Below are 26,755 nucleotides of genomic sequence, written 5' to 3' on the forward strand. Positions count from 1 at the left end.
ACCAGAGACCTTCTTATGCGGATTTTTGAAGACCGGCCCGCATCCCCGCGTCCGCCCAAGCCCGCACCGCATCCCCGAAAGCCTCAAACAGCGGCCGCGATACCGGGTCCGCTGCCGCTTCCCACTCTGGGTGCCATTGCACCGACAAGGTGAACCCCGGCGCATCCTTGACATAGACGGCCTCCGGCGTGCCATCCGGCGCGTGGCCGTCGATGACAACCCGCGCGCCGGGGCGCTTGATACCCTGGCCGTGAAGGGTGTTGGTCATCACCTCTTCGGCCCCGAACAGGCGGTGAAACACCCCGCCGGAATTGAACTTGACTGTGTGGCGCAGGGCGAATTTTTCCTCCAGCGTACCGTCCGGCGGCATCCGGTGGTTCATCCGCCCCGGCAGGTCGCGGATTTCCGGGTGCAGGGTACCGCCCATCGCAACGTTCACCTCCTGAAAACCGCGGCAGATTCCCAGGAACGGCTGGCCGCGCTCCACGCAGGCGCGCACCAGCGGCAGGGTGATCGCATCGCGCGCCCGGTCAAAGGCGCCATGCGCCTCTGTCTCGGCCTCGCCGTATTCGTTGGGATGCACGTTGGGGCGCCCGCCGGTCAGCAGGAAACCGTCGAAAGTATCCAGCAGTTCCGCCACTGTCACAAACCGCGGGTCTGAGGGGATCATCAGCGGCATACAGCCCGCCACCTCGGCAATCGCCTCGGAGTTCATCGTCCCGCCCGCATGCACGGGATACTGATCGTTCAGCAGATAGGAATTGCCGATTATGCCTACTTTGGGTCGCGCCATGTCGTGCTTGTCTCCGTTCCCTGACAGAAAACCTAGCTCCGCGAGGGGCCGGGTTCAACCGCAGTGACGGCGCAACAGAGTGTTCACAGGCGCACGGGAGGGTTAGATTTCACCTTTCAGGCCAGCGGCTTCGATGCCGGCCATCGCGGCAATCGCGTCGTTGTCAGAGGTGTCGCCGGTCACGCCAACTGCGCCGATCACCGCGCCGTCTGCGCCGCGCACCAGCACGCCGCCCGGCACCGGCACCACCTGGCCGCCGTAAACACCGTTCACCGCTGCCATGAAATAGGCCTGCGCCTCTGCCCGTGCCATTTGGGCGCTGCCGGCCATGCCCAGCATCACCGAGCCATAGGCCTTGCCATGCGCAATCGGGAAGCGGCCCGGTGCGGCACCGTCTTCGCGCTCAAACGCCTGCACGTGGCCGCCAGCATCCAGCACCACCACCGACAGCGGCTTCAGGTTCAGCTCATGCCCCTTGTCCAGCGCCACGCGGATGATGGTGCGTGCCTGCTCCAGTGAAATCCCAGACATGTGTTCAGCCTCCTCTCCTGACGTTACGGAACAGAAAAGGAGGCCAAAAGGCCCCCTTTGACTACCCCTTTTTGCGGGGAAACTGTTTCATCCGGTCAGTTTGCCGCAGTCAGGCTGCGGCTTCCTGTGCCTTCAGCTCCAGCCGGCGGGCATGCAGCACAGGTTCGGTATAGCCGGAGGGCTGCACCCGTCCCTTGAACACCAGATCACAGGCCGCCTTGAAAGCAATGCTGTCATAGCCCGGCGCCATCGCGCGGTAGGTATTGTCGCCGCGGTTCTGCTCATCCACCACCTTGGCCATCTTGCGCAGGGAGCCCATGACTTCCTCCTCAGACACAACGCCATGGTGCAGCCAGTTGGCAATGTGTTGCGCCGAAATACGGCAGGTGGCGCGGTCTTCCATCAGGCCGACGTCGTTGATGTCCGGCACCTTGGAGCAGCCGACGCCCTGATCCACCCAGCGCACCACGTAGCCGAGGATGCCCTGCGCGTTGTTGTCCACCTCGCGGGCAATCTGGCGCGGGGTCCATTTGCGGTAGGTCGCCAGAGGGATTTCCAGGATGCCGTCCACATGGGCGCGGCGGCCACCCTCTTTCAGCTTCTCCTGCACTGCCAGCACATCCACCTTGTGGTAATGCAGCGCGTGCAGCGTTGCGGCGGTCGGGCTTGGCACCCAGGCGCAATTGGCGCCGGATTTTGGATGCTCGATCTTCTGCTCCAGCATTGCCGCCATCATGTCCGGCATTGCCCACATACCCTTGCCGATCTGCGCCTTGCCAGACAGGCCGCATTCCAGGCCGATGTCGACGTTCAGATTTTCATAGGCGCCGATCCAGCCCTTGCGCTTGATGAAGTCCTTACGGCTGAACGGGCCTGCCTCCATGGAGGTATGGATCTCGTCGCCGGTGCGGTCGAGGAAACCGGTGTTGATGAAGGCCACCCGGTGCTTGGCGGCGCGGATGCATTCCTTGAGGTTAACCGAGGTGCGGCGCTCCTCATCCATGATGCCGATTTTCACGGTGTGACGCGGCAGGCCCAGGATATCCTCGACCTTGGCGAAAATGCGGTCAGTGAACGCCACTTCCTCCGGCCCGTGCATCTTGGGCTTCACCACATACACTGAACCATGGGACGAGTTGCCCCCCTCCCGCTTCAGGTCATGTTTGGCAATCATCACGGTGATCAGCGCGTCCAGCAGGCCCTCGTAGGCCTCGTTGCCGTTCTGATCCAGCACCGCCGGGTTGGTCATCAGGTGGCCGACGTTGCGCACCCACAACAGGGCGCGGCCCTTCACCGACATGGCAGAGCCGTCCGGCGCGGTATAACCGAAGTCCGGGTTCAGGCGGCGGGTGATGGTCTTGCCGCCCTTCTCCAGCTCTGCCTCCAGATCGCCCTTCATCAGGCCTAGCCAGTTGGAGTATGCCTGCACCTTGTCCGCGGCATCGACGCAGGCGACCGAGTCCTCGCAGTCCATAATGGCCGACATTGCACTTTCCAGCCGCACGTCGGCCAGACCTGCCTGATCGCGGGCACCGATGGCGTGGGCGCGGTCAAAGACCAACTCCACATGCAGCCCGTTGTTGCGCAGCAGCACAGCTTCCGGTGCCTTGGGATTGCCGCGGTAGCCTGCAAACTTCTCCGGCTGTGCCAGCGGCAGGTCGTCAATGAGCAGCTGGCCCTCCTGAACATGGTAGCGGCGCACGTCGGCGTGGCTGGCGCCGCTGATCGGAAAGGCCTCGTCCAGGAACACCCGCGCCCGCGCCACAACCCGCGCGCCGCGGCCCTTGTCATAGCCGCCCTTGGGCGCCGGGGTTCCCATGGCATCGGTGCCGTAGAACCCGTCATACAAGCTCCCCCAGCGCGCATTGGCAGCATTCAGCGCGTAGCGGGCATTTGTGATCGGCACCACCAGCTGCGGCCCCGGAACCTTGGCAATCTCCGGATCCACGTTCCGGGTCTCGATCTCAAAATCGCCGCCCTCCGGCAGCAGGTAGCCAATGTCCGCCAGAAACGCCTTGTAGGCGTCATGGTCATGCGGCTTGTCGCGGTTGGCGATGTGCCAGGCGTCGATCTTGGCCTGGATCTCTTCCCGCTTGGCCAGCAGCGCCCGGTTTTCCGGTCCAAAGGTGTTCACAAGTTCCGCCAGGCCTTTCCAGAAAGCTTCCGCCTCGATCCCGCTGCCTGGCAGCGCCTGTTTTTCGATAAACTCCACCAGCTCAGGCGCCACCTGAATTCCCTGTTTCTCGACCTGGCTCATGACTTGCTCCTTCTGGCGGTACACCACTGTATGCTGACACCTAACTAGGGCAGAAGTTTCCACTCAGCAACAAAACACCCCATCGGTGAAACCGAACTCAATTTCTTGATTTTCAAGAAAGTGCTGCGGATTTTCCGGAAGCCGAATTTCAACCGCCAATCCGCTTGCAGTCCCGCCCCTATCCTCTACACCTGAAAAGAAGCAGTGCAGAGGAGAACGAGAATGGCCAAAGACACGCCCCAGACCTTCTACCTGAAAGATTACACGCCCTTTGGGTTTGACGTAGAAGGCGTTCACCTGACCTTCCGCCTGGCGCCGGAAACAACCCGCGTCATCAGCAAGATCCGCTTTGCCCCGAAACCGGATGCGGCGGACAGGACCTTCTTTCTGCACGGCGAAGAACTGAAACTGATCTCCGCTAAGATTGACGGTCAGGCGGTCACGCCGGAACTGGTCGATGGCGGTCTCAAATGCGACGTGCCCAGCGCCCCCTTCACCTGGGAAGCCGAGGTGGAAATCAACCCGGCCAGCAACACCGCGCTGGAAGGGCTTTACATGTCAAACCGCATGTATTGCACCCAGTGCGAGGCCGAGGGTTTCCGCAAGATCACCTATTACCCCGACCGCCCAGACGTGATGTCCACCTTCACCGTGCGGATCGAGGGCGACGAGCCGGTGATGCTGTCCAACGGCAACCCGATGGGCGCGGGCGAAGGCTGGGCCGAATGGCACGATCCCTGGCCGAAACCGGCCTATCTGTTTGCGCTGGTGGCGGGCGATCTGGTGAACCATCCCGGCAGTTTCACCACCAAGTCCGGTAAGAAGGTTGAGTTGAACATCTGGGTCCGTCCCGGTGATGAGGGCAAATGCGCCTTCGGCATGGAAGCGCTGAAGAAGTCGATGAAATGGGACGAGGACGTCTACGGCCTGGAATACGACCTGGAGCTGTTCAACATCGTCGCCGTGGACGACTTCAACATGGGTGCGATGGAGAACAAGGGCTTGAACATTTTCAATTCCTCCTGCGTTCTGGCGTCGCCTGAGACCTCCACAGATGCCAATTTCGAACGTATTGAGGCAATTATTGCCCATGAATACTTCCACAACTGGACCGGCAACCGCATCACCTGCCGCGACTGGTTCCAGCTCTGCCTCAAGGAAGGCCTGACCGTTTTCCGCGACGCGCAGTTCACCGCCGACATGCGCTCTGAGCCGGTGAAGCGCATCGACGACGTGATTACGCTTCGCGCCCGTCAGTTCCCGGAGGACAACGGTCCCCTCGCCCATCCGCCGCGCCCCGAGCAATTCCAGGAGATCAACAACTTCTACACCGCCACCGTGTATGAAAAAGGTGCCGAGGTGATTGGCATGCTCAAGCGGCTGGTTGGGGATGACAATTACTACAAGGCCCTGAAGCTCTACTTCGAGCGCCACGACGGCCAGGCCTGCACCATCGAGGACTGGCTGAAGGTGTTCGAGGATGCCACCGGCCGCGACCTCAGCCAGTTCAAGCTGTGGTACAGCCAGGCCGGCACCCCGCGGGTGAAAGTCTCCGAGGACTATGCAGACGGCACCTATACCCTGACGTTTGAGCAATCGACGCCCCCGACCCCTGGCCAGCCGGAGAAGGATCCGCGGGTGATCCCGGTCGCGGTGGGCCTGCTGTCGCCCAATGGCGATGAGGTGCGCGCAACGCAGGTGCTGGAGCTGACCGAGGCGAAGCAGAGTTTCACCTTCGACGGTCTCGCCACCAAGCCGGTTCCTTCCATCCTGCGCGAATTCTCCGCCCCGGTCGTCCTGGAGCGTGAAACTACCAATGCCGAGCGTGCTTTTTTGCTGGCCCATGACACCGACCCGTTCAATCGCTGGGAGGCCGGCAATGCGCTGGCCAAGGAAACCCGCGTTGCCATGGTGCTGGACGGCGCCGCTCCAGATGCGGCCTATCTGGATGCGCTGGAAAAACTGGTGCGCGATGATAATCAGGACCCGGCCTTCCGCGCGCTGGTGCTGTCGCCTCCCAGCCAGTCGGACATTGCGCAGACCCTGCATGAGCGCGGCTATACCCCTGATCCCCAGAAAATCTATGACGCGGCAGAGACCTTCGCCCAGACACTGGCACAGCAATTGGAAACCAGCCTGCCCCGCCTCTATGCGGCGACAACGGTCGATGGTCCCTACTCTCCCGACGCTGAAGCTGCTGGAAAACGCGCGCTCAACAGCCGCATCCTGTCGCTGCTGACCCGGCTGGACGGCGGCGAACAGGCTGCGCGCCAGTATGCCTCTGCCGATAACATGACCCAGCAATATGCCGCCCTTGGCGCGCTGATGAAGGCAGAGAACGGCGAAGCGCAAAGCCAGGCATTCTTTGATCAGTGGCAGGACGACCGGCTGGTAATGGACAAATGGTTTGCACTGCAGATCGCCTGCGCCGCGCCAGAGAAGACCGCCGCAGCCGCAGCCGCGCTCACAAAACACCCGCTGTTTGACATGAAAAACCCCAACCGTTTCCGTGCCGTGATGGGCGCGCTGGCGGGCAATCACGCAGGCTTTCACCATGCCAGCGGCGAGGGCTACCAGCTGTTGGCCGACAACCTGATTGCACTGGACAGTCTGAACCCGCAAACCACCGCCCGCATGTGTGCCGCCTTCCAAACCTGGAAGCGCTATGACGCGGGCCGCCAATCGCTGATCCGCGCCCAACTCAGCCGGATTGCCGGGACTGAGGGCCTCAGCCGCGACACCAATGAAATGGTGACCCGGATCCTGGATGCCTGAAACGCCTGAAACATGCCCCCCGGCGGAGGACTACAGTTTCTCCCGCCGGGGCCGCTCCCCCGCTGCCATTCTGGCAACTGGCGGCTGGCTGGCCGCGCTAATGGTCCTGTGGCTGGTGCTGGATGCCGCGCTTTGGCTCGTAATCCTGCTTGCCCTGCCGGTCCTGCCCGCGATCGCCGATCTGGTCCGAAACCCGGTGTCCGGGCTGAAGGTGTTCCCGAACAGGGTCGAATGGTTCACCGGAAAACTGGCAGGACATGCAGAACTGGATGAAATCGACCGTGTGCGGTTCGATACCCGCTGGGACTTCTCCGTCCGCGCAACCCTGATCCTTCGCAGCGGCAAGCGCATCCGCTTGCCCCAGGAAGCCACGCCGCCCCACGCTGAAGCTGACGCCGTGTTTCAGGCCCGCGGCCTGCGCACTGAACGCCACCACTTCACCGCGTTTTGACCCCGTCCGTCAAAAGCACGCCAATTCCACTTTGGATTTTAGACAGCAATACGCGATTAACCGCCTAGGCGCGTTAACTTCCTCAGTGCCGCCATCTTTGCGCCCCATTGCCTGACGAAACTGGCAGCAACGATAAGCTGCCACTCATCAGGAAGCACAAATGCTCACACAGTCTCGACAGGCACTGGATCTCTTCTCCCGGATTTCAGGCCTGGTTTCCAGCCGGTCCAGGCCTGCTGCACGCCAGGCGCCAGCCCCAGCGGAACAGCCATTGGCCCAGCGCCCGGAGGATTGCCTGTCCATCACGGTCCTGAGCGCGCAGGACGCCCCCGAAGGCACCGAGGCCCAGGACCGCGGCCAGTTTTTGGCCCGGCAGGAACGCTGGGACGACCTGTCCCGGCAGATCCGCACGGCCGACGAAACCCGCGCTGCCACCCGCTGCGGGATGCCGCTGGCCGATCTCATTGCTTTTGGCGCCCGCGCCGATGTGGTGACCGCCACGGAACACGCGCTGGCCGAAAATCACGACGCCCGCAGCCGCGCCCTGATCCGCGGCCTGATGGCCTTTGAGGCGCTGCGCGCGGAGAACCGGCACGATCCCTATCTGACCGCCCTGGTGGCGCTTGCCCACATTGATATCGGCTGGGCCTGGCGCGGAACCGGCGGGCAGGATACGCCGGCCTCGAACCAGCGCCGCTGCGCCGCCCATTTCGACCGTGCCGCCACGCTGCTGGAGCCGATTGCAGGGGACAGCCGGAACAGCCCGTTTCTGCTGGCCGCGCAATGCGCGCTCTTTGCCGGCCGCAGCACCGGCACCCTGCAGGTGGCGGACACCTACAGCGCGCTGATTGACCTGGCGCCTGCCAATCACCGCCACATGCGGGCGCTTGGCACCCATATGCTGCCGCGCAGCGCCGGTTCCTACGCCGCGCTGGAGCTGGAGGCGCGCCGCACCGCTGCCCGCACCGAAGCCACATGGGGCGCAGGCGGCTACACTTGGGTATACTTTGACGCCATCACCCTCGACAGCCAGGCCTGCGCCCGTGTCGACACCCGCTTCTTCCTGGACGGGCTGCGCGACATCGTCCAGGCCGACGCGTCGCAGGAAATGATCAACCTGCTGGCCGCCTATTGCACCGTTGCCCTGCCCAAGGACATGGGACAGGACCTGCAAGCCGACGTGCCGCGGCTCAGGATTGCAGGGGCTGCCGACTGGCTGATCCGCGATCACCTGACAGAGCTTCACCCGCTGATCTGGGCACACGCGGAGGAAGGCTTCGACAACAGCGCGCTGATCCGCTCCGTCAGCCGCTTTGCCGCCCGCGGGCATGCCGGCGCACTGCAAGCCCTCGCCGTCCAGTTCCGCGAGGAGATCGAAAGCGGCCAGAAGATCTCCTTCACCGAAAAGGGACTGCACCTCAGCCCCGCCTGACAATCCCCATTGAATTGGGAAACGCGCCTAATTGAAAAAGAAAACGGGGCCACGGCCCCGTTTCCTCATTTCTTCTTGAAGGCATCCATCAAGGCTGCACCCAGTGCGCCAGTACTTTGGCCTGGGCCCTGACCGGACGCCTGCCCGCCCTTGGGCCCGGCAGACATCCTGCCTTTGCGGCCCTGGGTTCCGCCCGGCTTACCGCCCCGTCGCGGCACTGCCCCCTTGGAGGCCCCGCGCGCATTGCGCTCTGCCTTGGCAGAAGCGCCGCCGTCCTTCTTCATGGTCAGCCCGATCCGCTTGCGCGGCACATCCACCTCGGTGACGGTGACCTTGACCACCTGACCGGTCTTCACCACCTCATGCGGGTCCTTCACAAACCGGTCGGCCAGCTGGCTGACATGCACCAGCCCGTCTTGATGCACCCCGATATCCACAAAGGCGCCAAAGGCCGCCACATTGGTCACGGTGCCCTCCAGCACCATCCCGGGCTTCAGATCTGTGATCTCCTCCACGCCGTCCTTGAACGATGCCGTGACAAAGGACGGGCGCGGGTCGCGGCCCGGCTTTTCCAATTCCTGGAAAATGTCGCGCACGGTGGGCAGCCCTACCTCGCCGCCGACAAACTCCTCCGCCCGCAGGGGCTTCAGTGCCGCGCCGTCGCCCATGATCTGGCGGATGTCGCGGCCGCAGGCAGCGACGATCTTGCGGGCCACATCATAGCTTTCGGGGTGGACCGAGGATGCATCCAGCGGCTCCTTGCCATCGCGGATGCGCAGGAAGCCCGCACATTGCTCAAACGCCTTGGGGCCAAGCCGCGCCACCTTCAGTAATTCCTTGCGCGAAGTAAACGCGCCGTTGATGTCCCGGTGCGCCACAATCGCCTCTGCCAGACCTGGGCCAAGTCCCGAAACATGGGACAAGAGCGGCGCAGACGCCATATTAAGGTCGACGCCGACCGCGTTCACCACGTCCTCGATCACCGCCTCCAGCGACTTCGACAGTTTATGCTGGTCCACATCATGCTGGTACTGGCCGACGCCAATGCTCTTGGGCTCGATCTTCACCAACTCCGCCAGCGGATCCTGCAGGCGCCGGGCAATCGACACTGCGCCGCGCAAGGATACGTCCAGATCCGGGAACTCCCGCGCCGCCAGTTCGGAGGCGGAATAGACCGAGGCGCCGGCCTCGCTCACCACCACTTTGGTCGGTACTTTGATCTTGGCAGGCAAGTGTTTCAGCACCTCCGCCACCATCCGCTCGGTCTCGCGGCTGGCGGTGCCGTTGCCGATGGCGATCAGCTCCACTCCGTGTTCGGCGATCAGCTTCACAATCGACACCTGCGCCCCGCGCAGATCGTTCTTCGGCTGGAACGGGTACAAGGTCTCTGTGGCCACCAGTTTCCCGGTTGCATCAACCACTGCCGCTTTGACGCCGGTGCGGATGCCCGGATCCAGCCCGAGGGTCGGCCGCGCACCGGCCGGAGCTGCAAACAGCAGGTCCTTGAGGTTGCGGGCAAAAACCTGAATGGCGTCCTCCTGCGCGCGGCCGCGCAGATCACCCATCAGTTCCAGCATCATCGACAGTGACAGCTTCACCCGCCATGTCCAGCCCGCCACCTTGCGCAGCCACTTGTCGCCCGGCCCATTGCCGCCCGCGCCCAGTTCTGCCGCAACCATTCCTTCCGCCCGGGCCACGCCCTCTTCCGGCTCTGGCCCGACGTCCAGCGTCAGCACGCCTTCGTTGGAGCCGCGCAGCATCGCCAGCGCCCGGTGCGAGGGCACATCCGCCCAGCGCTCCGAATGGGCGAAGTAGTCAGAGAACTTGGTGCCCTCCTGCTCCTTGCCCTCAATCACCTTGGCGGTCAGCACGGCCTCCCGCTGCAGGAACTCCCGCAGCCGCCCCAGCAGGGAGGCGTTTTCCGTCAGCCGCTCGGTCAGGATATCCCGCGCGCCGTTCAGCGCGTCCTTCACCGTGGTCACAGCCTCGGTCACATAGCCTTCGGCCAGCCTCTCCGGGTCGGCGCTGCGGTCGCCCAGGATGGCATCTGCCAGCGGCTCCAACCCGTTTTCCTTTGCAATCATCGCCTTGGTGCGCCGCTTCGGCTTGTAGGGCAGATAGATATCCTCCAGCTGCGCCTTGGTTTCCGCCTTGGCAATCGAGGCCGCCAGATCGTCGGTCAGCTTTTCCTGCCCCTTGATCGACTCAATGATGGCGGCGCGGCGCGCTTCCAGTTCCCGTAAATACGCCAGCCGCTCCGCCAGGGTGCGCAACTGGGTATCGTCCAGCCCGCCGGTCGCCTCCTTCCGGTAGCGCGCAACAAAGGGTACCGTGGCACCTTCGTCCAGCAGCGCCACCGCAGCGCTCACCTGCTTGGCGGCGGCACCGATTTCCGTGGCAATGGTCTGGCTGATGCGGGCGGATGTGTCCAAGGCGGCCTCCTCAAAATTCTGCTCGGGCTGCCAGTTCTATCTGCCTGCCCGCGCCGCGCCAAGGGCTCAATGCGTGTCTGGCGGCACCCCGCCAGCAGCATCAAGGCGTGTCCGGCAGATCCGGTGTATGGGCCTCCCCCCAAGCACGGATCGCACTCATGACCGGGGCCAGCGCCTCGCCTCTTTTGGTCAGGCGGTACTCCCATCGCGGCGGGTTCTGCGAATAGGCCTGGCGCTCAAGCACACCGTTTTCCTCCAGCCTCCGCAGCCGGCCTGACAAGGTGTTCGGTGAAATCTTCAAAATGTCCTGCAAATCCTGGAACCGGCGCGGACCTTCTAAAAAGAACTCGCGCAGTATCAACAGGACCCATTGGTCCCCCATAACATTCGACGCCCGCAGAACCGGGCAATTTTCACGTGGCTGCTGGTTCATGGGCAAAATTTAAGCACTCAGCTTGCAAATGTGAAGTCACTACTTATTTGATAGTCACTATCACGCAAGGACCAACAGATTTCCAGCCCAGTAGGAGTCACAGAAATGTTCGAATCTCTCGCCACCGTTTATGTTCAGGCCTTCGCCGTCATCCTGCCTGCCTTTGCAATCGGCCTTGTCAGCATCGGCGCCCTAAGATCCGGCCTGCCGCTGAGGCAAGCCGCAACCGGAGTAACTGTCACCGCTGCCGTTCTTGGCTTGTGGTTCCCGCTGGTCACAGGTTTGGCCCAAGCCGGCATTCTCATGCCGCCACTCGAGATCACTGATCCGCCCTACGCGCTGATGCCGCTCATCGGCGGGGCTTTCCTGCTCTGGGCCATGGGCCGGCTGACGGCAACGGGACGGGCCATTCTGCACGGGCTCAGCCACGCGCATCTGATCAGCATTCAAAGCCTTCGTCTGATGGGCGGCGTGTTTCTGATCGGCTGGCTGATGGGCGACCTGCCCTGGCAGTTTGCACTGCCCGCAGGCATCGGCGACGTTCTGGCAGGCATTGCGGCAATTCAGGCCATGCGCGCGCTGAACCGCGGCGACGCCAATGCCGAGGCCCTGGTCCGCCGCGCCAGCTACATCGGCTTGCTGGATTTCGCAGTGGCGGTCAGCCTTGGCATCGCAACCTCGGCAGGAGCCCTGCAGCTGATGGCCTTTGATAACCCCAACATCATCAACGCCTATCCTCTGGCCCTGTTCCCGGAATACTTCGTACCGGTGTTCATTGCCTTCCAGTTGTTCTCCCTGGGCGCTCTGCGCCGCAGCAGCCGGCTGCTGGCCACTGCCTGACTGCACGCCGCGGCGGCTCTTCGGAGCCGCCGCTGTCCGGTGCCCGCTCCGCCATCTGGATGCAACTTTCCATATTCCGCCCCTTAGCCGCAGTTTCCCATCCCTGCGGCTCTTGCCCCCCTTGCCGCACTGGCCTAGAACGCTTGCCAACATTGGACATTCGGATACGGCGGAAAACCATGCTCGACCTGACATATGAACTCCCCAAGCCCAAGGTGATCGCGGGCGCCAAGCATGACTGGGAACTGGTCATCGGCATGGAGGTGCATGCTCAGGTCAGCTCCAATTCGAAGCTGTTCTCCGGTGCCTCCACCAAGTTCGGCGCAGAGCCGAATTCGAACGTGGCTTTTGTCGACGCGGCAATGCCCGGCATGCTGCCGGTGATCAACGAATACTGCGTCGAACAGGCGGTGCGCACCGGCCTGGGCCTCAAGGCCGGCATCAACCTGTGGTCGGCCTTTGACCGCAAAAACTATTTCTATCCTGACCTGCCGCAGGGCTACCAGATTTCCCAGCTTTATCATCCCATTGTGGGCGAAGGCGAAGTGCTGGTGGAACTGGGCGACGGCACCGCGCGCAACGTCCGCGTCGAGCGTATCCACATGGAGCAGGACGCCGGCAAGTCGATCCACGACATGGACCCCAACATGTCGTTCGTGGACTTGAACCGGACCGGCGTCTGCCTGATGGAGATCGTCTCGCGCCCCGACATCCGGGGTCCGGAGGAAGCCGCTGCCTATATCGCCAAGCTGCGCCAGATCATGCAGTACCTGGGCACCTGCGACGGCAACATGCAAAACGGCAACCTGCGCGCTGACGTGAACGTCTCGGTCTGCCTGCCCGGCCAGTACGAGAAGTATCAGGAAACCCAGGACTTCAGCCATCTCGGCACCCGCTGCGAGATCAAGAACATGAACTCCATGCGCTTCATCCAGCAGGCCATCGAGGTCGAGGCCCGCCGTCAGATCGCCATCATCGAAGGCGGCGGCAAGGTCGAGCAGGAAACCCGTCTGTATGACCCGGACAAGGGCGAAACCCGCTCCATGCGCTCCAAGGAAGAAGCGCATGATTACCGCTATTTCCCCGACCCCGATCTGCTGCCGCTGGAAATCGAGCAGGCCTGGGTCGATGAAATCGCCGCCAATCTGCCGGAGCTGCCGGACGAGAAAAAGGCGCGTTTCATCAACGACTTCGGCCTCAGCGACTATGACGCCTCGGTGCTGACCGCGGATGTGGAATCGGCGGCTTTCTTTGAAGAAACCGCCAAGGGCCGCAGCGGCAAGCTGGCTGCCAACTGGGTGATCAACGAGCTGTTCGGCCGCCTGAAGAAAGAAGACCACGCGATCACCGAATCCCCGGTCTCCCCGGCCCAGCTGGGCGGCATTATCGACCTGATCGCCTCTGACGCCATCTCTGGCAAGATCGCCAAGGACCTGTTTGAAATCGTCTATACCGAAGGCGGCGACCCGGCGCAGATCGTCGAAGAACGCGGCATGAAGCAGGTGACGGATACCGGCGCCATCGAGACCGCCCTGGACGAGATCATCGCCGCCAACCCGGCGCAGGTGGAGAAGGCCAAGGTGAACCCGAAGCTGGCAGGCTGGTTCGTCGGCCAGGTGATGAAAGCCACCGGCGGCAAGGCCAATCCCAAGGCAGTGAACGAGCTGGTCGCCAAGAAACTGGGCGGCTGATCCGCTGCACATCCTATAGCGAAAGGGCGCCCCTTGCGGCGCCCTTTTTTGTGACCGGAAGGGGGGTGACATGCGTGCACCCCCTGTACACTCCCTGTGCACCGGGCGGTGCCTTTCCCCGCCGCTGCAGCGGAATTCCCCGCCTTGACCTTCGCCGCGCCAAGGGCTTTCCTCCTGCCAAAATCCCGGAGGTTTCATGCAGCCCAATTTCGATCAGGAACTTGAGGACCGTCTGGTCCGCTACGCCGCCATCGACAGCCAGAGCGACGAGACATCCGCCGCCACTCCCAGCACCGAAATCCAGTTCGCCATGCTGAACCTGCTGGTGGCAGAGCTGCAGGAGATTGGTGCCGCCGACGTGACGCTGACGGATTACGGCGTGGTACTGGCCACCATTCCCGCCACAGCGCCGGGGCCGGCCATCGGCCTTCTCGCCCATGTGGATACCGCGCCGCAGTTCAATGCCACCGGCGTCAAGCCGCGGGTGATCAAAGGGTATGACGGCGGTGATATCACCTATCCCGACAACCCGGACCTGGTGCTGTCTCCGCAGAAATCCCCTTATCTGGCCTCCAAACAGGGCGATGATCTGATCACCGCCTCCGGCCTCACCTTGCTGGGCGCTGACGACAAGGCGGGGGTTGCCATTGTAATGACCCTGGCGCGGCACCTGCTGGCGAACCCGGAGATCAAACATCCGAAGATCCGCCTTGCCTTCACCCCGGACGAGGAGATCGGCCGCGGGGTCGGCGAGGATCTACCCAAAAACCTGGGCGTGGATTTCGCCTATACGCTGGACGGCGGCGACGCGGGGGAGATCGTCTATGAGAGCTTCTCTGCCGACCGTGCGGTGGTCAGCATCAAGGGCGTGTCGATCCACCCCGGTTGGGCCAAGGAGAAGATGGTCAACGCCGCGCATCTGGCGGCGAAGATCGTGCAGACCCTGCCGCAGGCCACCATGACGCCGGAAACCACTGACGGGCGCGAGGGCTTCATTCATATCACCGACATGAATGGCGGGTCTTCAGAGATGGAGATCAAGCTGATCCTGCGTGACTTTGAAATGGACGGTCTGGCGGCCAAGGGCGCCCTGTTGCGCGGTGTCTGCGAGGCGGTGCAAGCCACCGAGCAGCGGGCGGAGATCACCTGCGAAATCTTCCCGCAATACCGGAACATGCGCTATTGGCTGGAAAACGACATGACCCCGGTGGAACTGGCACTGGCAGCCTGCCGTGCACATGAGATCGAGCCTATCTCTGCCCCGATCCGCGGCGGCACAGATGGTTCACGGCTGACCGAGCTCGGGGTGCCGACACCCAATATCTTCACAGGCATGCAGAGTGTGCACGGGCCGCTGGAGTGGATTTCGGTGCAGGACATGGCCAAAGCCACGGAGGTCTGTCTGACCCTGGTGCAGAAAGCGGCGGAAAAAGGCTGACCCGGCGGGCGGCCCCGGAAAACGGCCGCCTGCAGCACACCTGCCCGCTGCCGCGTCTTGACCGCTCCCCCCATTCCGCTAAACCTGCCCGCAAGACAGGAGACGTTCATGCAAGCATTTGAATACAAGGTTGTCCCCGCCCCGGCCAAGGGCACCAAGGCCAAGGGGGTGAAGACACCGGAGGCGCGCTTTGCCAATTCGATCGAGATCCTGCTCAACGAGATGGCTGCTGAGGGCTGGGAATTCCAGCGCGCCGAGCTGCTGCCGAGCGAGGAGCGCTCCGGCATGATGGGCTCGGCCACCAACTGGCGCAACGTGATGGTGTTCCGCCGCGCGCTGGCGGCGGACAAGCCTGCTGAGAAGGCCGCGAGCACCCGCAAGGAGCCTGCCGCACCGTCGGTGGAATTCCGTCACAGCGAACCGGAAACACCTCGACTGACGGCGGCGGCAGGCGACCCTGAGGCACCGCCGGAAGCGGAACAGGTGCCTGGCCCTGGTGCCGCAAAGATGCAGGCCGATGACGGGGTTGAGGAGCTGAGCCCGGTCTCCGGCATGACCGCGGCATTGAAGGCGCGGGCCGGCCTTAAAGACGGCAACGACAAGTAAATCATTGGAATGGCGGGCAGATTGCCCGCCCGTTTGGCGCCTTGCTTCGCAGGGCGGGCGAATCGGCCCGCCGCTCTTTGGCCTCAGGCGCCGATATCCAGCGCCAGCGCGTGAATGCGCGGCACGATGCCGCCCAGCGCCTTGTGCACTGCGCGGTGCTGCTGCACCCGGTTCATGCCCTGAAAGGCCCCGGCGCGGATCATCACTGCAAAATGGCTCTCGCCGGAGCCATCGTCGCCTGCGTGGCCCGCGTGTTTGTGGCTTTCATTCACCACTTCCAGTGCGGTTGGCTCAAACGCCGCCTGCAGCGCCGCTTCCATTTCCTGCTTCACACTCATTTTCCGCTCATCCCCATCTTTTTTGCCTGCGCCCCCTTCAATCTGACGCCCCTTAGACTAAACTGCTGCCTCCGAGTCGAACAGATGCGTCTAGAAGGTGCGCCCATGTCCAAATCCGATCCCTTTGGCTTCGATATGTCCGTCCGCTCCGCCAAGAAGAAGAATCCGCGCGGGCGGCGCGCAGCCAGCGGTGCCTCCGAGACGTCCCAGCGCGTGTGCGACAAGGACGGCTGCGAGGAAGCCGGCAAGTTCCGCGCCCCCAAAGCACCGGATGTGCTGGATGACTTCTTCTGGTTCTGCCAGGAGCACGTGCGCGAGTACAACAACCAGTGGAACTTCTTTGAAGGCACCACCGAGGCAGAGCTGAACGCGCAGCGCTCCAAGGACAAGGTGTGGGAGCGCGAGACCAAGCCGATGGGCGATCCGGAGGCCCGCGCCTGGGCCCGGCTGGGCATCGAGGACCCGCATCAGGTGCTGGGCGCCAATGCGACCCAGAACCCGGGCCGCGCCGCCAAGGCAGGCCGCCGCCTGCCGCCTACCGAGCGCCGCGCGATCGAGATCCTGGAGGCAAAGGACGACTGGTCCAAGGCCGACATCCGCAAGGCCTACAAGAAGCTGATCAAGGTGCTGCATCCCGACATGAATGGCGGCGACCGCAGCCAGGAAGAACAGCTGCAGGAGGTCCGCTGGGCCTGGGACCAGATCAAGGACAGCCGCAGCTTCAAGTAAGCCACGGGCAGATTTCCGGAAGGACGGGCGGCGGCAGCCGCCCTTTTTCTTGCGGCAGCGCCAGTTGCGATGCGCGGTCTTTTGCCGAAAGTTTATGATAGAAATTTTATTTCTTTGACGCACCCCGTTGCGACCGGTTACGCAAGGACATGCCGGATGCAGCTGTCCCCCCAAAAGCTAGACATAACCGGCAAAACGCGCCCCCTGCTGCCCGGCTGGGGGCGCTTTGACGTAAAGGCCGCGGCTGCGATCCGGTCAGCGCCCGCCGTTCAGCCCGTCCAGTTAGGCGCCAATCACCCCTTCAGCTGGTTTCAAGCGCGACTTTCCCTTGCGCGCGCGGCCCAGATCAGGCACCAATCCCGCGAATTGGCCCCTGACAGCAGGGAAGAGGGATAAGGACCGACTGCGATGACCGACGGATTTGTGGACATGAATGCGAAACCGACCGAGACAATTTCGGTGCGCGATGTGTTCGGGATCGACACCGACATGACGGTCAAGGGCTTTGCCGAGGGCTCTGAGCGCGTTCCGGCGATGGACCACACCTACAAGTTCGACCCGGAAACCACGCTGGCAATTCTTGCGGGCTTCAGCCACAACCGCCGCGTAATGATCCAGGGCTACCACGGCACCGGCAAGTCGACCCATATCGAACAGGTCGCGGCACGGCTGAACTGGCCCTCTGTCCGGGTGAACCTGGACAGCCACATCTCCCGGATCGACCTGATCGGCAAGGACGCGATCAAGCTGCGCGACGGCAAGCAGGTCACTGAATTCCACGAGGGCATCCTGCCCTGGGCGCTGCGCAATCCGGTTGCCATCGTATTCGACGAATACGACGCGGGCCGCGCCGACGTGATGTTCGTGATCCAGCGGGTGCTGGAGCATGACGGCAAGCTGACCCTCTTGGACCAGAACGAGATCATCACCCCGAACCCGTTCTTCCGCCTGTTTGCCACCGCCAACACCGTTGGCCTCGGCGATACCACCGGTCTGTACCACGGCACCCAGCAGATCAACCAGGCGCAGATGGACCGCTGGTCGCTGGTCTCCACCCTGAACTACCTGAGCCATGACGCCGAAAGCGCCATCGTTCTGTCCAAGGCCCCGCATTACAACACCGCCGAGGGCCGCAAGAAGATCTCTCAGATGGTGACCGTTGCCGACCTCACCCGCACCGCCTTCATGAACGGCGACCTGTCGACCGTGATGTCGCCGCGGACTGTGATCAACTGGGCCCAGAACGCCGAGATCTTCCGCAACGTGGGCTATGCCTTCCGCCTGTCGTTCCTGAACAAATGCGACGAGTTGGAGCGTCAGACCGTGGCCGAATTCTACCAGCGCTGCTTTGACGAGGAGCTGCCGGAAAGCGCTGCGAGCGTGAGCCTGGGGTGACGCCGATTTTCGTCATAGCAGCCATTTGGGTCGCGCTTGACGCAGTCTGGTTGTTTGACAAAACTGGTTGGAAGAAGACTGATCCGTCAGCAATGACGGGCAGTCAACACAGTCATTTGATACGGCTGCGTTGGGAATGCGCCCTTTTGTTCCTGACGGTGTCGATCTGGAGTGCGTTCAATGGCTAAAAAGCCCAACGACAACCCTGCCGATCCGTTCAAGAAGGCCCTGTCTGAGGCCACCAAGGTGATGGCCAACGACCCGGAACTGACGGTCAGCTACACGGTCGATCCCTCGGGCCTCACAGGCGATACCATGCGGCTGCCGCAGGTCTCCCGCCGGATGACGCGTGAGGAGGTGCTGCTTGCCCGCGGCACCGCGGATGCGCTGGCGCTGCGCCACAAGTTCCACGACGACGCCACTCACGCCAAATACGTGCCGCAGGGCGAAATGGCCCGCGACCTCTATGAGGCGATGGAAACCGCCCGCTGCGAGGCGATGGGCGCGCGCCACATGCCGGGCACCGCGTCCAATATCGACGTGAAAATCCGCAACGAGTCGATCCGCCGCGGCTATGACCAGATGAAGTCCTCCTCCGAGGCGCCGCTGGCTGCCGCCGCAGGCTATCTGGTGCGCCATCTGGCGACCGGCCGCGAGCTGCCCGAAGGTGCAGGCAATATCATGGAGCTGTGGCGCGGCTTCATCGAATCTCAGGCCGGCGGCACGCTGGAGAACCTGGACGAAACCATTGCCGACCAGGCCGCCTTCGCCAAGCTGGCAAGGCAGGTGATCTCTGACCTTGGCTACGGCGACCAGCTGGGCGACGACCCGGATGAGCTGGACGACGAGGCAAACGACGAGGCCGAAGACAACGCCGAGGAGCAACAGGACCCGGACAGCACCGGCCAGGACGACAGCGAGGAGGAGCAGGCCGACGCGTCGCCGGAGCAGAGCCAGGAGCAGCAGCAGGACGAGAGCCAGGCCCAGGTCTCGATGGACGAGATGGCCGATGATGAGCTGTCCGAGGACGTGGAGATGCCCGACGGCGAGGCGCCGCTGGAGCCGCCTGCCCCGCCGCCTGTCTCTGACGCTGATCCGGACTACAAAGTGTTCCGGGATGCCGATGATGAGGAAATCAACGCCGAGGAACTGGCCGAGCCTGCCGAGCTGGAGCGCCTGCGCGCCTATCTCGACCAGCAGCTGGAGCCGCTGAAGGGCGCCGTCAGCCGCTTGGCGAACAAGCTGCAGCGCCGCCTGCAGGCGCAGCAGAACCGGTCGTGGGAGTTTGACCGCGAGGAAGGCATCCTGGACGCAGGCCGTCTGGCGCGTGTTGTCGCCAACCCGACCACGCCCTTGAGCTTCAAGGTCGAAAAGGACACTGAGTTCCGCGACACCGTGGTGACGCTGCTGCTCGACAACTCCGGCTCGATGCGCGGCCGCCCGATCTCCATCGCCGCGATCTGCGCCGATGTCCTTGCCCGCACGCTGGAGCGCTGCAACGTGAAGGTCGAAATCCTCGGCTTCACCACCCGCGCCTGGAAAGGCGGACTGGCGCGCGAGGCCTGGCTGAACGAGGGCCGCCCGCAGCAGCCCGGCCGCCTCAACGATCTGCGCCACATCATCTATAAGGGCGCCGACGCCCCGATGCGCCGCACCCGCACCAACCTCGGGCTCATGATGAAAGAGGGCCTCTTGAAGGAGAACATCGACGGCGAGGCGCTGGAATGGGCGCACCGGCGGATGGTGGCGCGGCGCGAGGCCCGCAAGATCCTGATGGTGATCTCCGACGGCGCGCCGGTGGATGATTCGACGCTCTCGGTGAACCCGGCGAACTACCTGGAGAAGCACCTGCGCGACGTGATTGCGATGGTGGAAAAGCGCAAGCAGGTAGAGCTGCTGGCGATCGGCATCGGCCACGACGTGACCCGCTACTACGAGCGCGCGGTGACGATCACTGACGTTGAGCAGCTCGCCGGCGCGATGACCGAACAACTGGCCGCCCTGTTTGACAGCGACCCGTGCGCCCGTGCCCGCGTCATGGGCATCAAGCGCGCCAGCTGATCCTGTACCGGACAATTGCAAGGGCGCACTCCCGCGCCTTTAGCCTGCATCTGCAGATACCGTCTTCAGCCTTGGGCATGGCCGCGCGCTGACGCGCGCGGCGGCGCCGGATGCACTGCATCCGGCGCATGGCCCAACGGGCCGCAGCGCATCTTGGATGCGCCAAGGCCGGGCGGGAGCACTCCCCCGTTTCAAGCTCTTTCGCTTGTTCCGTCAGGTCCCTGCAAATCTCTCCGCAGCCGCCCTTGCCAGCCGCAGGGGTATTTGGGACAAGAAGGGGCGCGCGGCGGCTCAGCCCCGCGCCTTTTCTTTGCTGCGGCCCTCAGGGTTTCCCCTGCTGCCGCCCCGCCCTCTAAGCAGGAGAGACGCCGATGTATCAGACCTTTGATGTGACCGCCCGCCCGGACCAGGGCCCGCCCCGGCTGGCGGCTCTGCGTAAGGAACTGACGGCGGAAGGTCTCGATGGCTTCCTGGTGCCGCGCGCCGACGCCCATCAGGGCGAGTATGTCGCGCCCCATGATGAGCGCCTTAGCTGGCTCACCGGTTTCACCGGCTCCGCGGGCTTTTGCGCGGTGCTGCAGGACATCGCGGGCGTCTTCATTGACGGACGTTACCGCACCCAAGTGAAACGGCAGGTGGCTGCGGATTACACGCCGGTGCCGTGGCCCGATGTGCAGCTGGCGGACTGGCTGAAAGAACAGCTGCCCAGTGGCGGCAAGGTGGGCTTTGACCCCTGGCTGCATGCCGCCGGACAGATCACCTCGCTGGAAAAGGAGTTGAAAGGCAGCGGCATCACCCTGGTGCAATGCGATAACCTGGTGGACCGGATCTGGGACGACCAGCCGGCGCCGCCGATGAACCCGGTAACCGCGCACCCGCTGGACTACGCAGGCGAAAGCGCCGCTGACAAATGCGCGCGGCTGGCCAAGGGTCTCCGCGATGCAGGCCAATCGGCGGCGGTCATCACTCTGCCCGACAGCATCATGTGGCTGCTGAACATCCGCGGCGCCGACGTGGCCCGCAACCCGGTGGCGCATGGCTTTGCCATCCTGCACGACGACGCGCGGGTGGACCTGTTCATGGCGGCAAAGAAACTGGAAGGGCTTGAAGGCCATTTCGACAGCTCCGTCACCATTCATGCGCCTGAGGACTTCCTCAAGGCCACGGCCGCCCTCAATGGCTCCGTCGCCGCCGATTCCGGCACCGTGCCGCAGATCGTGGCAGACAAGCTGGGCGAACGGCTGGTGCCCGCCGGCGATCCCTGCGCCCTGCCCAAGGCGCGCAAAAACGGGGCCGAGATCGCGGGCAGCGCCGCGGCGCATCTGCGCGACGGTGCCGCGATTGTGGAGATGCTGGCCTGGCTGGATGCGCAGGCGCCCGGCACCATTACTGAGATCGACGTGGTGAAGAAGCTGGAGGCCCTGCGCCGCGAAGACCCGGCCCTGCGCGACATCAGCTTTGAAACCATCGCAGGCACCGGCGAGAACGGCGCTGTTATGCATTACCGCGTGACCGAGGAGACCGACACACGGCTGGAGGACGGCCATCTGCTGGTCATGGACAGCGGCGGCCAGTATCTGGACGGCACCACGGATATCACCCGCACCATCGCCATCGGCTCGCCCGGCGAGGAGGAGCGCACTGCCTTTACCCGCGTGCTGCAGGGCATGATCGCCATGTCCCGCTTGCGCTGGCCCAAGGGGCTGGCGGGCCGCGACATCGAATGCATCGGACGGATGCCGCTGTGGCTGGCAGGCCAGGACTTCAACCATGGCCTCGGCCACGGCGTCGGCGCCTACCTCAGCGTCCATGAAGGCCCGCAGCGTCTGGCGCGCACCAGCCATGTGCCGTTTGAACCCGGGATGATCCTGTCCAATGAGCCGGGATACTACCGCGAAGGCGCCTTTGGCATCCGGATCGAGAATCTTCTGGTTGTTGAAACCGCCCCGGCTCTTGACACCAGCGACCCGGAGCGCGACATGCTGTGCTGGCGCACACTCACCTTTGCCCCGGTTGACCGGCGGCTGGTGAATGTCTCCATGCTGACAGCAGACGAGAAAGACTGGCTCGACAGCTATCACCAGGAGGTTCTGGCAAAAATCGGCCCGCAACTCAGCCCCGCCGCAAAGGCGTGGCTTGATGCCGCAACCGCCCCCTTGTGACACCGCTGTGTTACATAGGCTGAACACAAGACGACACGAACGAAGAGAATGGGAAAACACGCATGACCACTATCCGTATCCGCAAGGCCGAAGGCACCTGGACTGTCCGCTCCGGCGGCGCCGTATTGGGGGAAACCTCCAATGCACTGGAGCTGTCTGAGGGCGATCTGGATCCGGTCATCTATTTCCCGCGCGAAGACATCGCGATGGCATTCCTGGACCGCACCAGCAAGACCACCCATTGCCCGCACAAGGGCGACGCCAGCTATTTCTCGATCGCCAACAAGTCCTCGGTGACGGAGAACGCTGCCTGGAGCTATGAGGATCCCAAGGAAGACGTGGCGCAGATCAAGGGCCATCTGGCCTTTGTGCTGAGCGACTCCGTCAAGGTGGAGCAAGTCTGAGCCAGCCTGCCGGCCGCAATGCCGCCCGGCCTGACGGCAAAAAGTTTGAAAAACCACGCACCGGTGCCCTGGCGCCGGTGTTTTCATATTCGGGAGAATGAGGCCAGCCTTACCCTGCCGCTGCCGCGCACAGCATCTGTCTGCCTGCCGGCTCAGAGGGAGGGGTTCAGGTCAGGACGGCCCGGCTGAGATTCTGCCTGGCTTGCTCCAGAGAGTCTCCAGCCCCCAGGATATCCGTCTCGCGCGCGCATTGGATCGCATAGTTGATCACTGCTTCCAGTGCTGCCCGTTCGTTTTCCCGCTCGTTCGCCTTGTGTTTCGTACCAGCCTCTTGCGGGCCAGTTTCGAATTTTCGCATTTTGGTGCCTGCCAATGTGAGTATTTTTGCGATTTTCTCACGTAATGGTGAGCCAGACATTGCCGCAGGGCAATGCACAGATTAATTAAACCTTAACCTGTATCCAAAATCTCACATATCCGGGGAACAAGGGGGAATGTTTCCCCTAAACCGCCGCGGGTTGTTGCGGGCAGCGCTGCAACTCTTGCGCCGGCCTACCTGTGCTCCTCGGCGGCTGTGGCTGCGAGGGCACGGTTGTAGGCCTTCAGCGCATCCACATGATAGAGCGCACCAATGACCTGCTCCCTTCCCTCTTCTTCCATGACCACCGGCAGATAGGCCGCGTCGGCCCGGTCAAACACCGGCATCGCCGCCTCCAGCGAGGCAGCGGCCCGGATGCACAACCCCTCTTCCACCAGCGCCTCGCACTCCTCCAGGCTGGCGCAACGGCTGTCGCCCATCGGCCGCATCACCGCACCGGCCCGGATCATGCCCAGCAGGTAGGCCTGCGGGCCTGCCGCGCAGTGGATGTCGCGCCGCTCCAGCTGGGTCAGGAAGAACGACCGGTCCACCAGCCGCGAGGCCAGTGCAGTGGACATGGAGACCGACACCATCACCGCCAGGCCGATCTGCCAGTCGCCGGTCAGCTCGAACACAATGAGTGTGGTGGAAATCGGCGCGCCCAGCACCGCGGCGGCCACCGCCCCCATGCCGGCAAAGGCGTAAAGCGTGTGGGTGCCGGACACATCCGGCAGCACCGAAGTGGCAATCAGCCCGAAGGCCAGCCCGGTCAGTGCGCCGATCATCAGCGAGGGCGAGAAAACCCCGCCGCCCATGCGCCCGCCCATGGTGATGGCCACAGCGGCGGTCTTGACCACGGTGAAGATCACCGCCTGCCCCAGCAGCAGGCCTCCGGTCAGTGCCAGAACGGTAGTTTCATAGCCGACACCGATGATATGCGGGAACCAGACAGCAATCACACCCAGCATCGCCCCGGACACCGCAGGGCGCAGCCAGCGCGGCAGCGACAGGCGCTGCTGCACCGTGTTGCCCACCTTCTCGGCAAAGAAGATCGCCCGCATCTGCGCCACGGCCACCAAGCCGCAGATCAGTCCGAGGATCAGAAAGGCGGGCAACTCCACATAGAATTGCAGCGCGCCGGGCGTGTTGAGGGTAAACTCGGTCACGTCGCCGTATTCCAGCCGGTTGATCACAGTGCCCGCGACCGAGGCCACCACGATCGGCGCAAAGGCGTTGACGGAGAAATGCCGCAGCACCACCTCCATCGCAAACAGCGCCCCCGCAATCGGCGCGTTGAAGCTGGCAGAGACACCCGCGGCCACCGCGCAACCCAAGAGGTCGCGCCCGGTGATGCCGTCGGCGTTGATGCGGTTGCTGACCCAGGTGGAAATCACCCCGGCCAGATGCACCACCGGCCCTTCCCGGCCCGTAGAGCCGCCGGTCGACAGCGTGATGAAGGACGCCAGCGCCGAGGCCAGGCCCTCCTTGTGCTCCACCCGTCCGTCATGCAGTGCCGCGCCCTCGATAACGTCGGCAACAGACCGCACCCGGGCATCCGGGGTGAAACGGTCGAGGATCAGCCCCACCACCAGCCCGCCGCCTGCAGCAATGCTGACCAGCACATACCAGGGCAGGTCCTGCGCGTAGGAATGCAGGTAGTCGACATCCGGCGCGCCATAGACCCAGGCCTGCAGCGCTGCGATCCCCTTGCGGAAGAACAGTGCCGCAAAACCCGCGGCGATGCCGATCATGAGCGCGATCAGCCAGAACTGGAACTGGCTGGGGCCGCGGTGGCGCAGCACCCGCCAGATGTCCTTAAGGCCAGCCAGCCATTGCAGCGATATTGCGGAAAGGGACGAACGGATTTCTTGCACCATAACCTGTCAGCGGGTCTTTTTGTTTTCTGTGGCCCCTAGTTGCCACAGTCCGGTTAAAGAACCCTCACCCAGGCTTTGGCGTCGGCGGGTCATCCCGCCAGCAGCGCGCGGGCCGCGGCGCGGGCCTCCTCGGTGATGGTATCACCGGACACCATCCGGGCAAGCTCATCCACCCGCTCGGCCTCGGCCAACGGCACCACCTGCGACAGGGTCATGCCGTCAACCACCTGTTTGCGCACCTGCCAGTGATGGCCGCCAAGCGCTGCAACCTGCGGCGAGTGCGTGACCACCAGCACCTGCCCGCCGCCCGCCAGGCTGCGCAGGCGCCGGCCCACGGCATCGGCCGTCGCACCGCCGACGCCGCGGTCGATCTCGTCGAAAATCAATGTCTTGCTGGAATTCTCGCCGCGCAAGCAGACCTTCAGCGCCAGCAGGAACCGGCTCAGCTCGCCGCCGGAGGCGATCTTGTTCAGCGGCCCCGCGGGCGCGCCCGGGTTGGTGGCAACGGTAAAGGCCACTGCGTCCATGCCCTCCGGCCCCGGCTCTGCCGTGGTGATGCGGGTCTCGAACACCGCGCGTTCCATCTTAAGCGGTGCCAGTTCTGCCATCACCGCCTTATCCAGCGCCGCAGCGCTTTGGCGGCGCACCGCGCCCAGCTGCTTGGCGGCCTCGGTATAGGCCGCCTCCGCGGCCTTCAGCGCGGCTTCCTGATCGGCCAGGTCCTGATCGCCCGCATCCAGTGCCGCCAGCTTGGTGCGCAGGGTTTCGGCGTAGCCTGCCAGCTCATCCGGCTGCACATCATGCTTGCGGGCCAGGCCGCGGATCGCAAACAGGCGCTCCTCGCAGTCCTCCAGCTCACCGGGATTGAAATCCAGGCTGTCCAGCACCCGTTCGACCCCGTCCTGGGCATCGCCGAGTTCGATCATCGCCCGGCTGAGAGCCGCCAGCGGCTCATCCAGGCCGCCCTCGGCCTCCTGCCCCGCAACGCCTTCCAGCCAGCGCTGCGCCTCGCCCATTGCCGTCTCGGCGCCTTCGCTCAGCAGCGCGTGGGCGCGGGCGATGTCGCCGCGGATGCGTTCCGCCGCCTGCATCTGGCGGCGGCGGGTGTCCAGCGCCTCGTCCTCGCCCGGCTGCGGGTCCAGCTTATCCAGCTCCGCCACTGCGTGGCGCAGGAATTCCTCTTCGGCCCTCACGGCGTTCAGCGCGGCGCGGGTCGCCGCCACCGTCTTGCGCGCCTTTGCGGCCGCGCCCCAGGCGCTGCGCACCTGTGCCAGCAGGTCCTGCACACCGGCATACTGATCCAGCAGCGCCATGTGGCCGCGCGGATTTAGCAGCCCGCGGTCGTCATGCTGGCCGTGCAGTTCAACCAAAGTCTCCGACAGCGCCCGCAGCACCTCACCCGAGCAGCGGCGATCGTTGACCCAGGCGGTCTTGCGCCCCTCGGCAGTGTTGACCCGGCGCAGGATCAGCTCAGTGCCGCCCGGCAGCCCGGCTTCCTCGAGGATCGCGTGTGCGGGGTGGTCCGCGTTCAGCTCGAACTCCGCCAGAACCTCCCCCTGCGACGCCCCCTGGCGCACCAGTTCAGCGCGTCCGCGCCAGCCCAGCACAAAGCCAAGGCTGTCGAGAAGGATCGATTTCCCTGCCCCGGTCTCGCCGGTCAGCACGTTGAGGCCGGGCTGAAAATTCAGCTCCAGATGATCGATGATCAGGATATCCCGGATATCAAGCGCGCGCAGCATTGCCCCGCCCCAT

General features: G+C 63.9%; 21 protein-coding genes. 12 read left to right on the plus strand and 9 right to left on the minus strand.

Going from position 1 to position 26,755, the window contains the following annotated elements:
• Positions 1-13 precede the first annotated feature (13 nt).
• From RA26_RS02555 to RA26_RS02565, 3 genes are all read right to left on the minus strand, one after another.
• Positions 14-793, minus strand: a complete 780-nt coding sequence (locus tag RA26_RS02555; protein ID WP_039179281.1) for a gamma-glutamyl-gamma-aminobutyrate hydrolase family protein — start codon at positions 791-793, stop codon at positions 14-16.
• 102 nt (positions 794-895) lie between these two features.
• Positions 896-1,324 carry a GlcG/HbpS family heme-binding protein gene (locus tag RA26_RS02560; RefSeq protein WP_039179284.1) on the minus strand — a complete coding sequence of 143 codons (429 nt, stop codon included), beginning with the start codon at positions 1,322-1,324 and terminating at the stop codon, positions 896-898.
• A gap of 109 nt (positions 1,325-1,433) precedes the next feature.
• Positions 1,434-3,581: a malate synthase G gene (locus RA26_RS02565; protein WP_039179287.1), complete on the minus strand. Its 2,148-nt coding sequence runs from the start codon at positions 3,579-3,581 to the stop codon at positions 1,434-1,436.
• A gap of 222 nt (positions 3,582-3,803) precedes the next feature.
• On the opposite strand from RA26_RS02565, the gene pepN reads away from it, so the two are divergent.
• The 3 genes from pepN (at position 3,804) to RA26_RS02580 (ending at position 8,239) form a co-directional block, all read left to right on the plus strand.
• The gene (gene pepN, locus RA26_RS02570; RefSeq protein ID WP_039179289.1) at positions 3,804-6,356 is read left to right on the plus strand and encodes an aminopeptidase N; all 2,553 of its coding nucleotides are present in this window, start codon (positions 3,804-3,806) and stop codon (positions 6,354-6,356) included.
• The gene (locus RA26_RS02575) at positions 6,349-6,807 is read left to right on the plus strand and encodes a hypothetical protein (RefSeq protein WP_039179292.1); all 459 of its coding nucleotides are present in this window, start codon (positions 6,349-6,351) and stop codon (positions 6,805-6,807) included. The genes pepN and RA26_RS02575 overlap by 8 nt, the downstream gene beginning before the upstream one ends.
• Before the next feature lie 160 nt (positions 6,808-6,967).
• Entirely contained in the window at positions 6,968-8,239 is a 1,272-nt protein-coding gene (locus RA26_RS02580) for a hypothetical protein (RefSeq protein WP_039179295.1), read from the plus strand.
• A 65-nt stretch (positions 8,240-8,304) separates the two neighbouring features.
• Here the strand turns inward: RA26_RS02580 and RA26_RS02585 are convergent, their stop codons facing one another.
• Both RA26_RS02585 and RA26_RS02590 read right to left on the minus strand, forming a co-directional pair.
• A complete protein-coding gene (locus RA26_RS02585) occupies positions 8,305-10,671 on the minus strand; it encodes a Tex family protein (RefSeq protein WP_039179298.1) in 2,367 nt (788 codons plus the stop codon).
• 100 nt (positions 10,672-10,771) lie between these two features.
• Complete coding sequence (locus RA26_RS02590; RefSeq protein ID WP_039179301.1) at positions 10,772-11,104, minus strand: winged helix-turn-helix transcriptional regulator; 333 nt, start codon at positions 11,102-11,104, stop codon at positions 10,772-10,774.
• A 105-nt stretch (positions 11,105-11,209) separates the two neighbouring features.
• Here RA26_RS02590 and RA26_RS22020 point away from each other — a divergent pair, with 105 nt between their 5' ends.
• From RA26_RS22020 to RA26_RS02610, 4 genes are all read left to right on the plus strand, one after another.
• On the plus strand, positions 11,210-11,944 hold the full coding sequence (locus RA26_RS22020) for a hypothetical protein (RefSeq protein ID WP_052272285.1): 735 nt from the start codon (positions 11,210-11,212) through the stop codon (positions 11,942-11,944).
• A 179-nt stretch (positions 11,945-12,123) separates the two neighbouring features.
• Positions 12,124-13,635 carry an Asp-tRNA(Asn)/Glu-tRNA(Gln) amidotransferase subunit GatB gene (gene gatB, locus RA26_RS02600; protein WP_039179304.1) on the plus strand — a complete coding sequence of 504 codons (1,512 nt, stop codon included), beginning with the start codon at positions 12,124-12,126 and terminating at the stop codon, positions 13,633-13,635.
• A 196-nt stretch (positions 13,636-13,831) separates the two neighbouring features.
• Complete coding sequence (pepT, locus tag RA26_RS02605) at positions 13,832-15,073, plus strand: peptidase T (RefSeq protein ID WP_039179306.1); 1,242 nt, start codon at positions 13,832-13,834, stop codon at positions 15,071-15,073.
• A gap of 108 nt (positions 15,074-15,181) precedes the next feature.
• Complete coding sequence (locus RA26_RS02610) at positions 15,182-15,679, plus strand: DUF4177 domain-containing protein (RefSeq protein WP_039179308.1); 498 nt, start codon at positions 15,182-15,184, stop codon at positions 15,677-15,679.
• Between the two features lie 83 nt (positions 15,680-15,762).
• Here RA26_RS02610 and RA26_RS02615 read toward each other — a convergent pair whose 3' ends face one another.
• Entirely contained in the window at positions 15,763-16,017 is a 255-nt protein-coding gene (locus RA26_RS02615; protein WP_039179310.1) for a BolA family protein, read from the minus strand.
• 105 nt (positions 16,018-16,122) lie between these two features.
• On the opposite strand from RA26_RS02615, the gene RA26_RS02620 reads away from it, so the two are divergent.
• From RA26_RS02620 to RA26_RS02650, 5 genes are all read left to right on the plus strand, one after another.
• Entirely contained in the window at positions 16,123-16,746 is a 624-nt protein-coding gene (locus tag RA26_RS02620; protein ID WP_039179312.1) for a DnaJ domain-containing protein, read from the plus strand.
• A 408-nt stretch (positions 16,747-17,154) separates the two neighbouring features.
• Positions 17,155-18,141 carry a cobaltochelatase subunit CobS gene (gene cobS / locus RA26_RS02630; protein WP_039179315.1) on the plus strand — a complete coding sequence of 329 codons (987 nt, stop codon included), beginning with the start codon at positions 17,155-17,157 and terminating at the stop codon, positions 18,139-18,141.
• A gap of 180 nt (positions 18,142-18,321) precedes the next feature.
• Positions 18,322-20,202, plus strand: coding sequence for a cobaltochelatase subunit CobT (gene cobT, locus RA26_RS02640; RefSeq protein WP_039179318.1), 1,881 nt, complete (start codon positions 18,322-18,324; stop codon positions 20,200-20,202).
• 371 nt (positions 20,203-20,573) lie between these two features.
• Positions 20,574-22,364, plus strand: coding sequence for an aminopeptidase P family protein (locus RA26_RS02645; protein ID WP_039179320.1), 1,791 nt, complete (start codon positions 20,574-20,576; stop codon positions 22,362-22,364).
• 62 nt (positions 22,365-22,426) lie between these two features.
• Positions 22,427-22,768 carry a DUF427 domain-containing protein gene (locus tag RA26_RS02650; RefSeq protein ID WP_039179322.1) on the plus strand — a complete coding sequence of 114 codons (342 nt, stop codon included), beginning with the start codon at positions 22,427-22,429 and terminating at the stop codon, positions 22,766-22,768.
• Positions 22,769-22,934: 166 nt separating this feature from the next.
• Here RA26_RS02650 and RA26_RS02655 read toward each other — a convergent pair whose 3' ends face one another.
• The 3 genes from RA26_RS02655 to recN all read right to left on the minus strand — a co-directional run bounded on the left by RA26_RS02655 (position 22,935) and on the right by recN (position 26,742).
• Positions 22,935-23,126 carry a hypothetical protein gene (locus RA26_RS02655; protein ID WP_039180003.1) on the minus strand — a complete coding sequence of 64 codons (192 nt, stop codon included), beginning with the start codon at positions 23,124-23,126 and terminating at the stop codon, positions 22,935-22,937.
• A gap of 194 nt (positions 23,127-23,320) precedes the next feature.
• Positions 23,321-25,003, minus strand: a complete 1,683-nt coding sequence (locus RA26_RS02660; protein WP_039179324.1) for a chloride channel protein — start codon at positions 25,001-25,003, stop codon at positions 23,321-23,323.
• A gap of 89 nt (positions 25,004-25,092) precedes the next feature.
• Positions 25,093-26,742, minus strand: coding sequence for a DNA repair protein RecN (gene recN, locus RA26_RS02665; protein ID WP_039179326.1), 1,650 nt, complete (start codon positions 26,740-26,742; stop codon positions 25,093-25,095).
• Positions 26,743-26,755: the final 13 nt, after the last annotated feature.

It is taken from the genome of Leisingera sp. ANG-M7 (genome assembly GCF_000813965.1).
Classification (GTDB): domain Bacteria; phylum Pseudomonadota; class Alphaproteobacteria; order Rhodobacterales; family Rhodobacteraceae; genus Leisingera.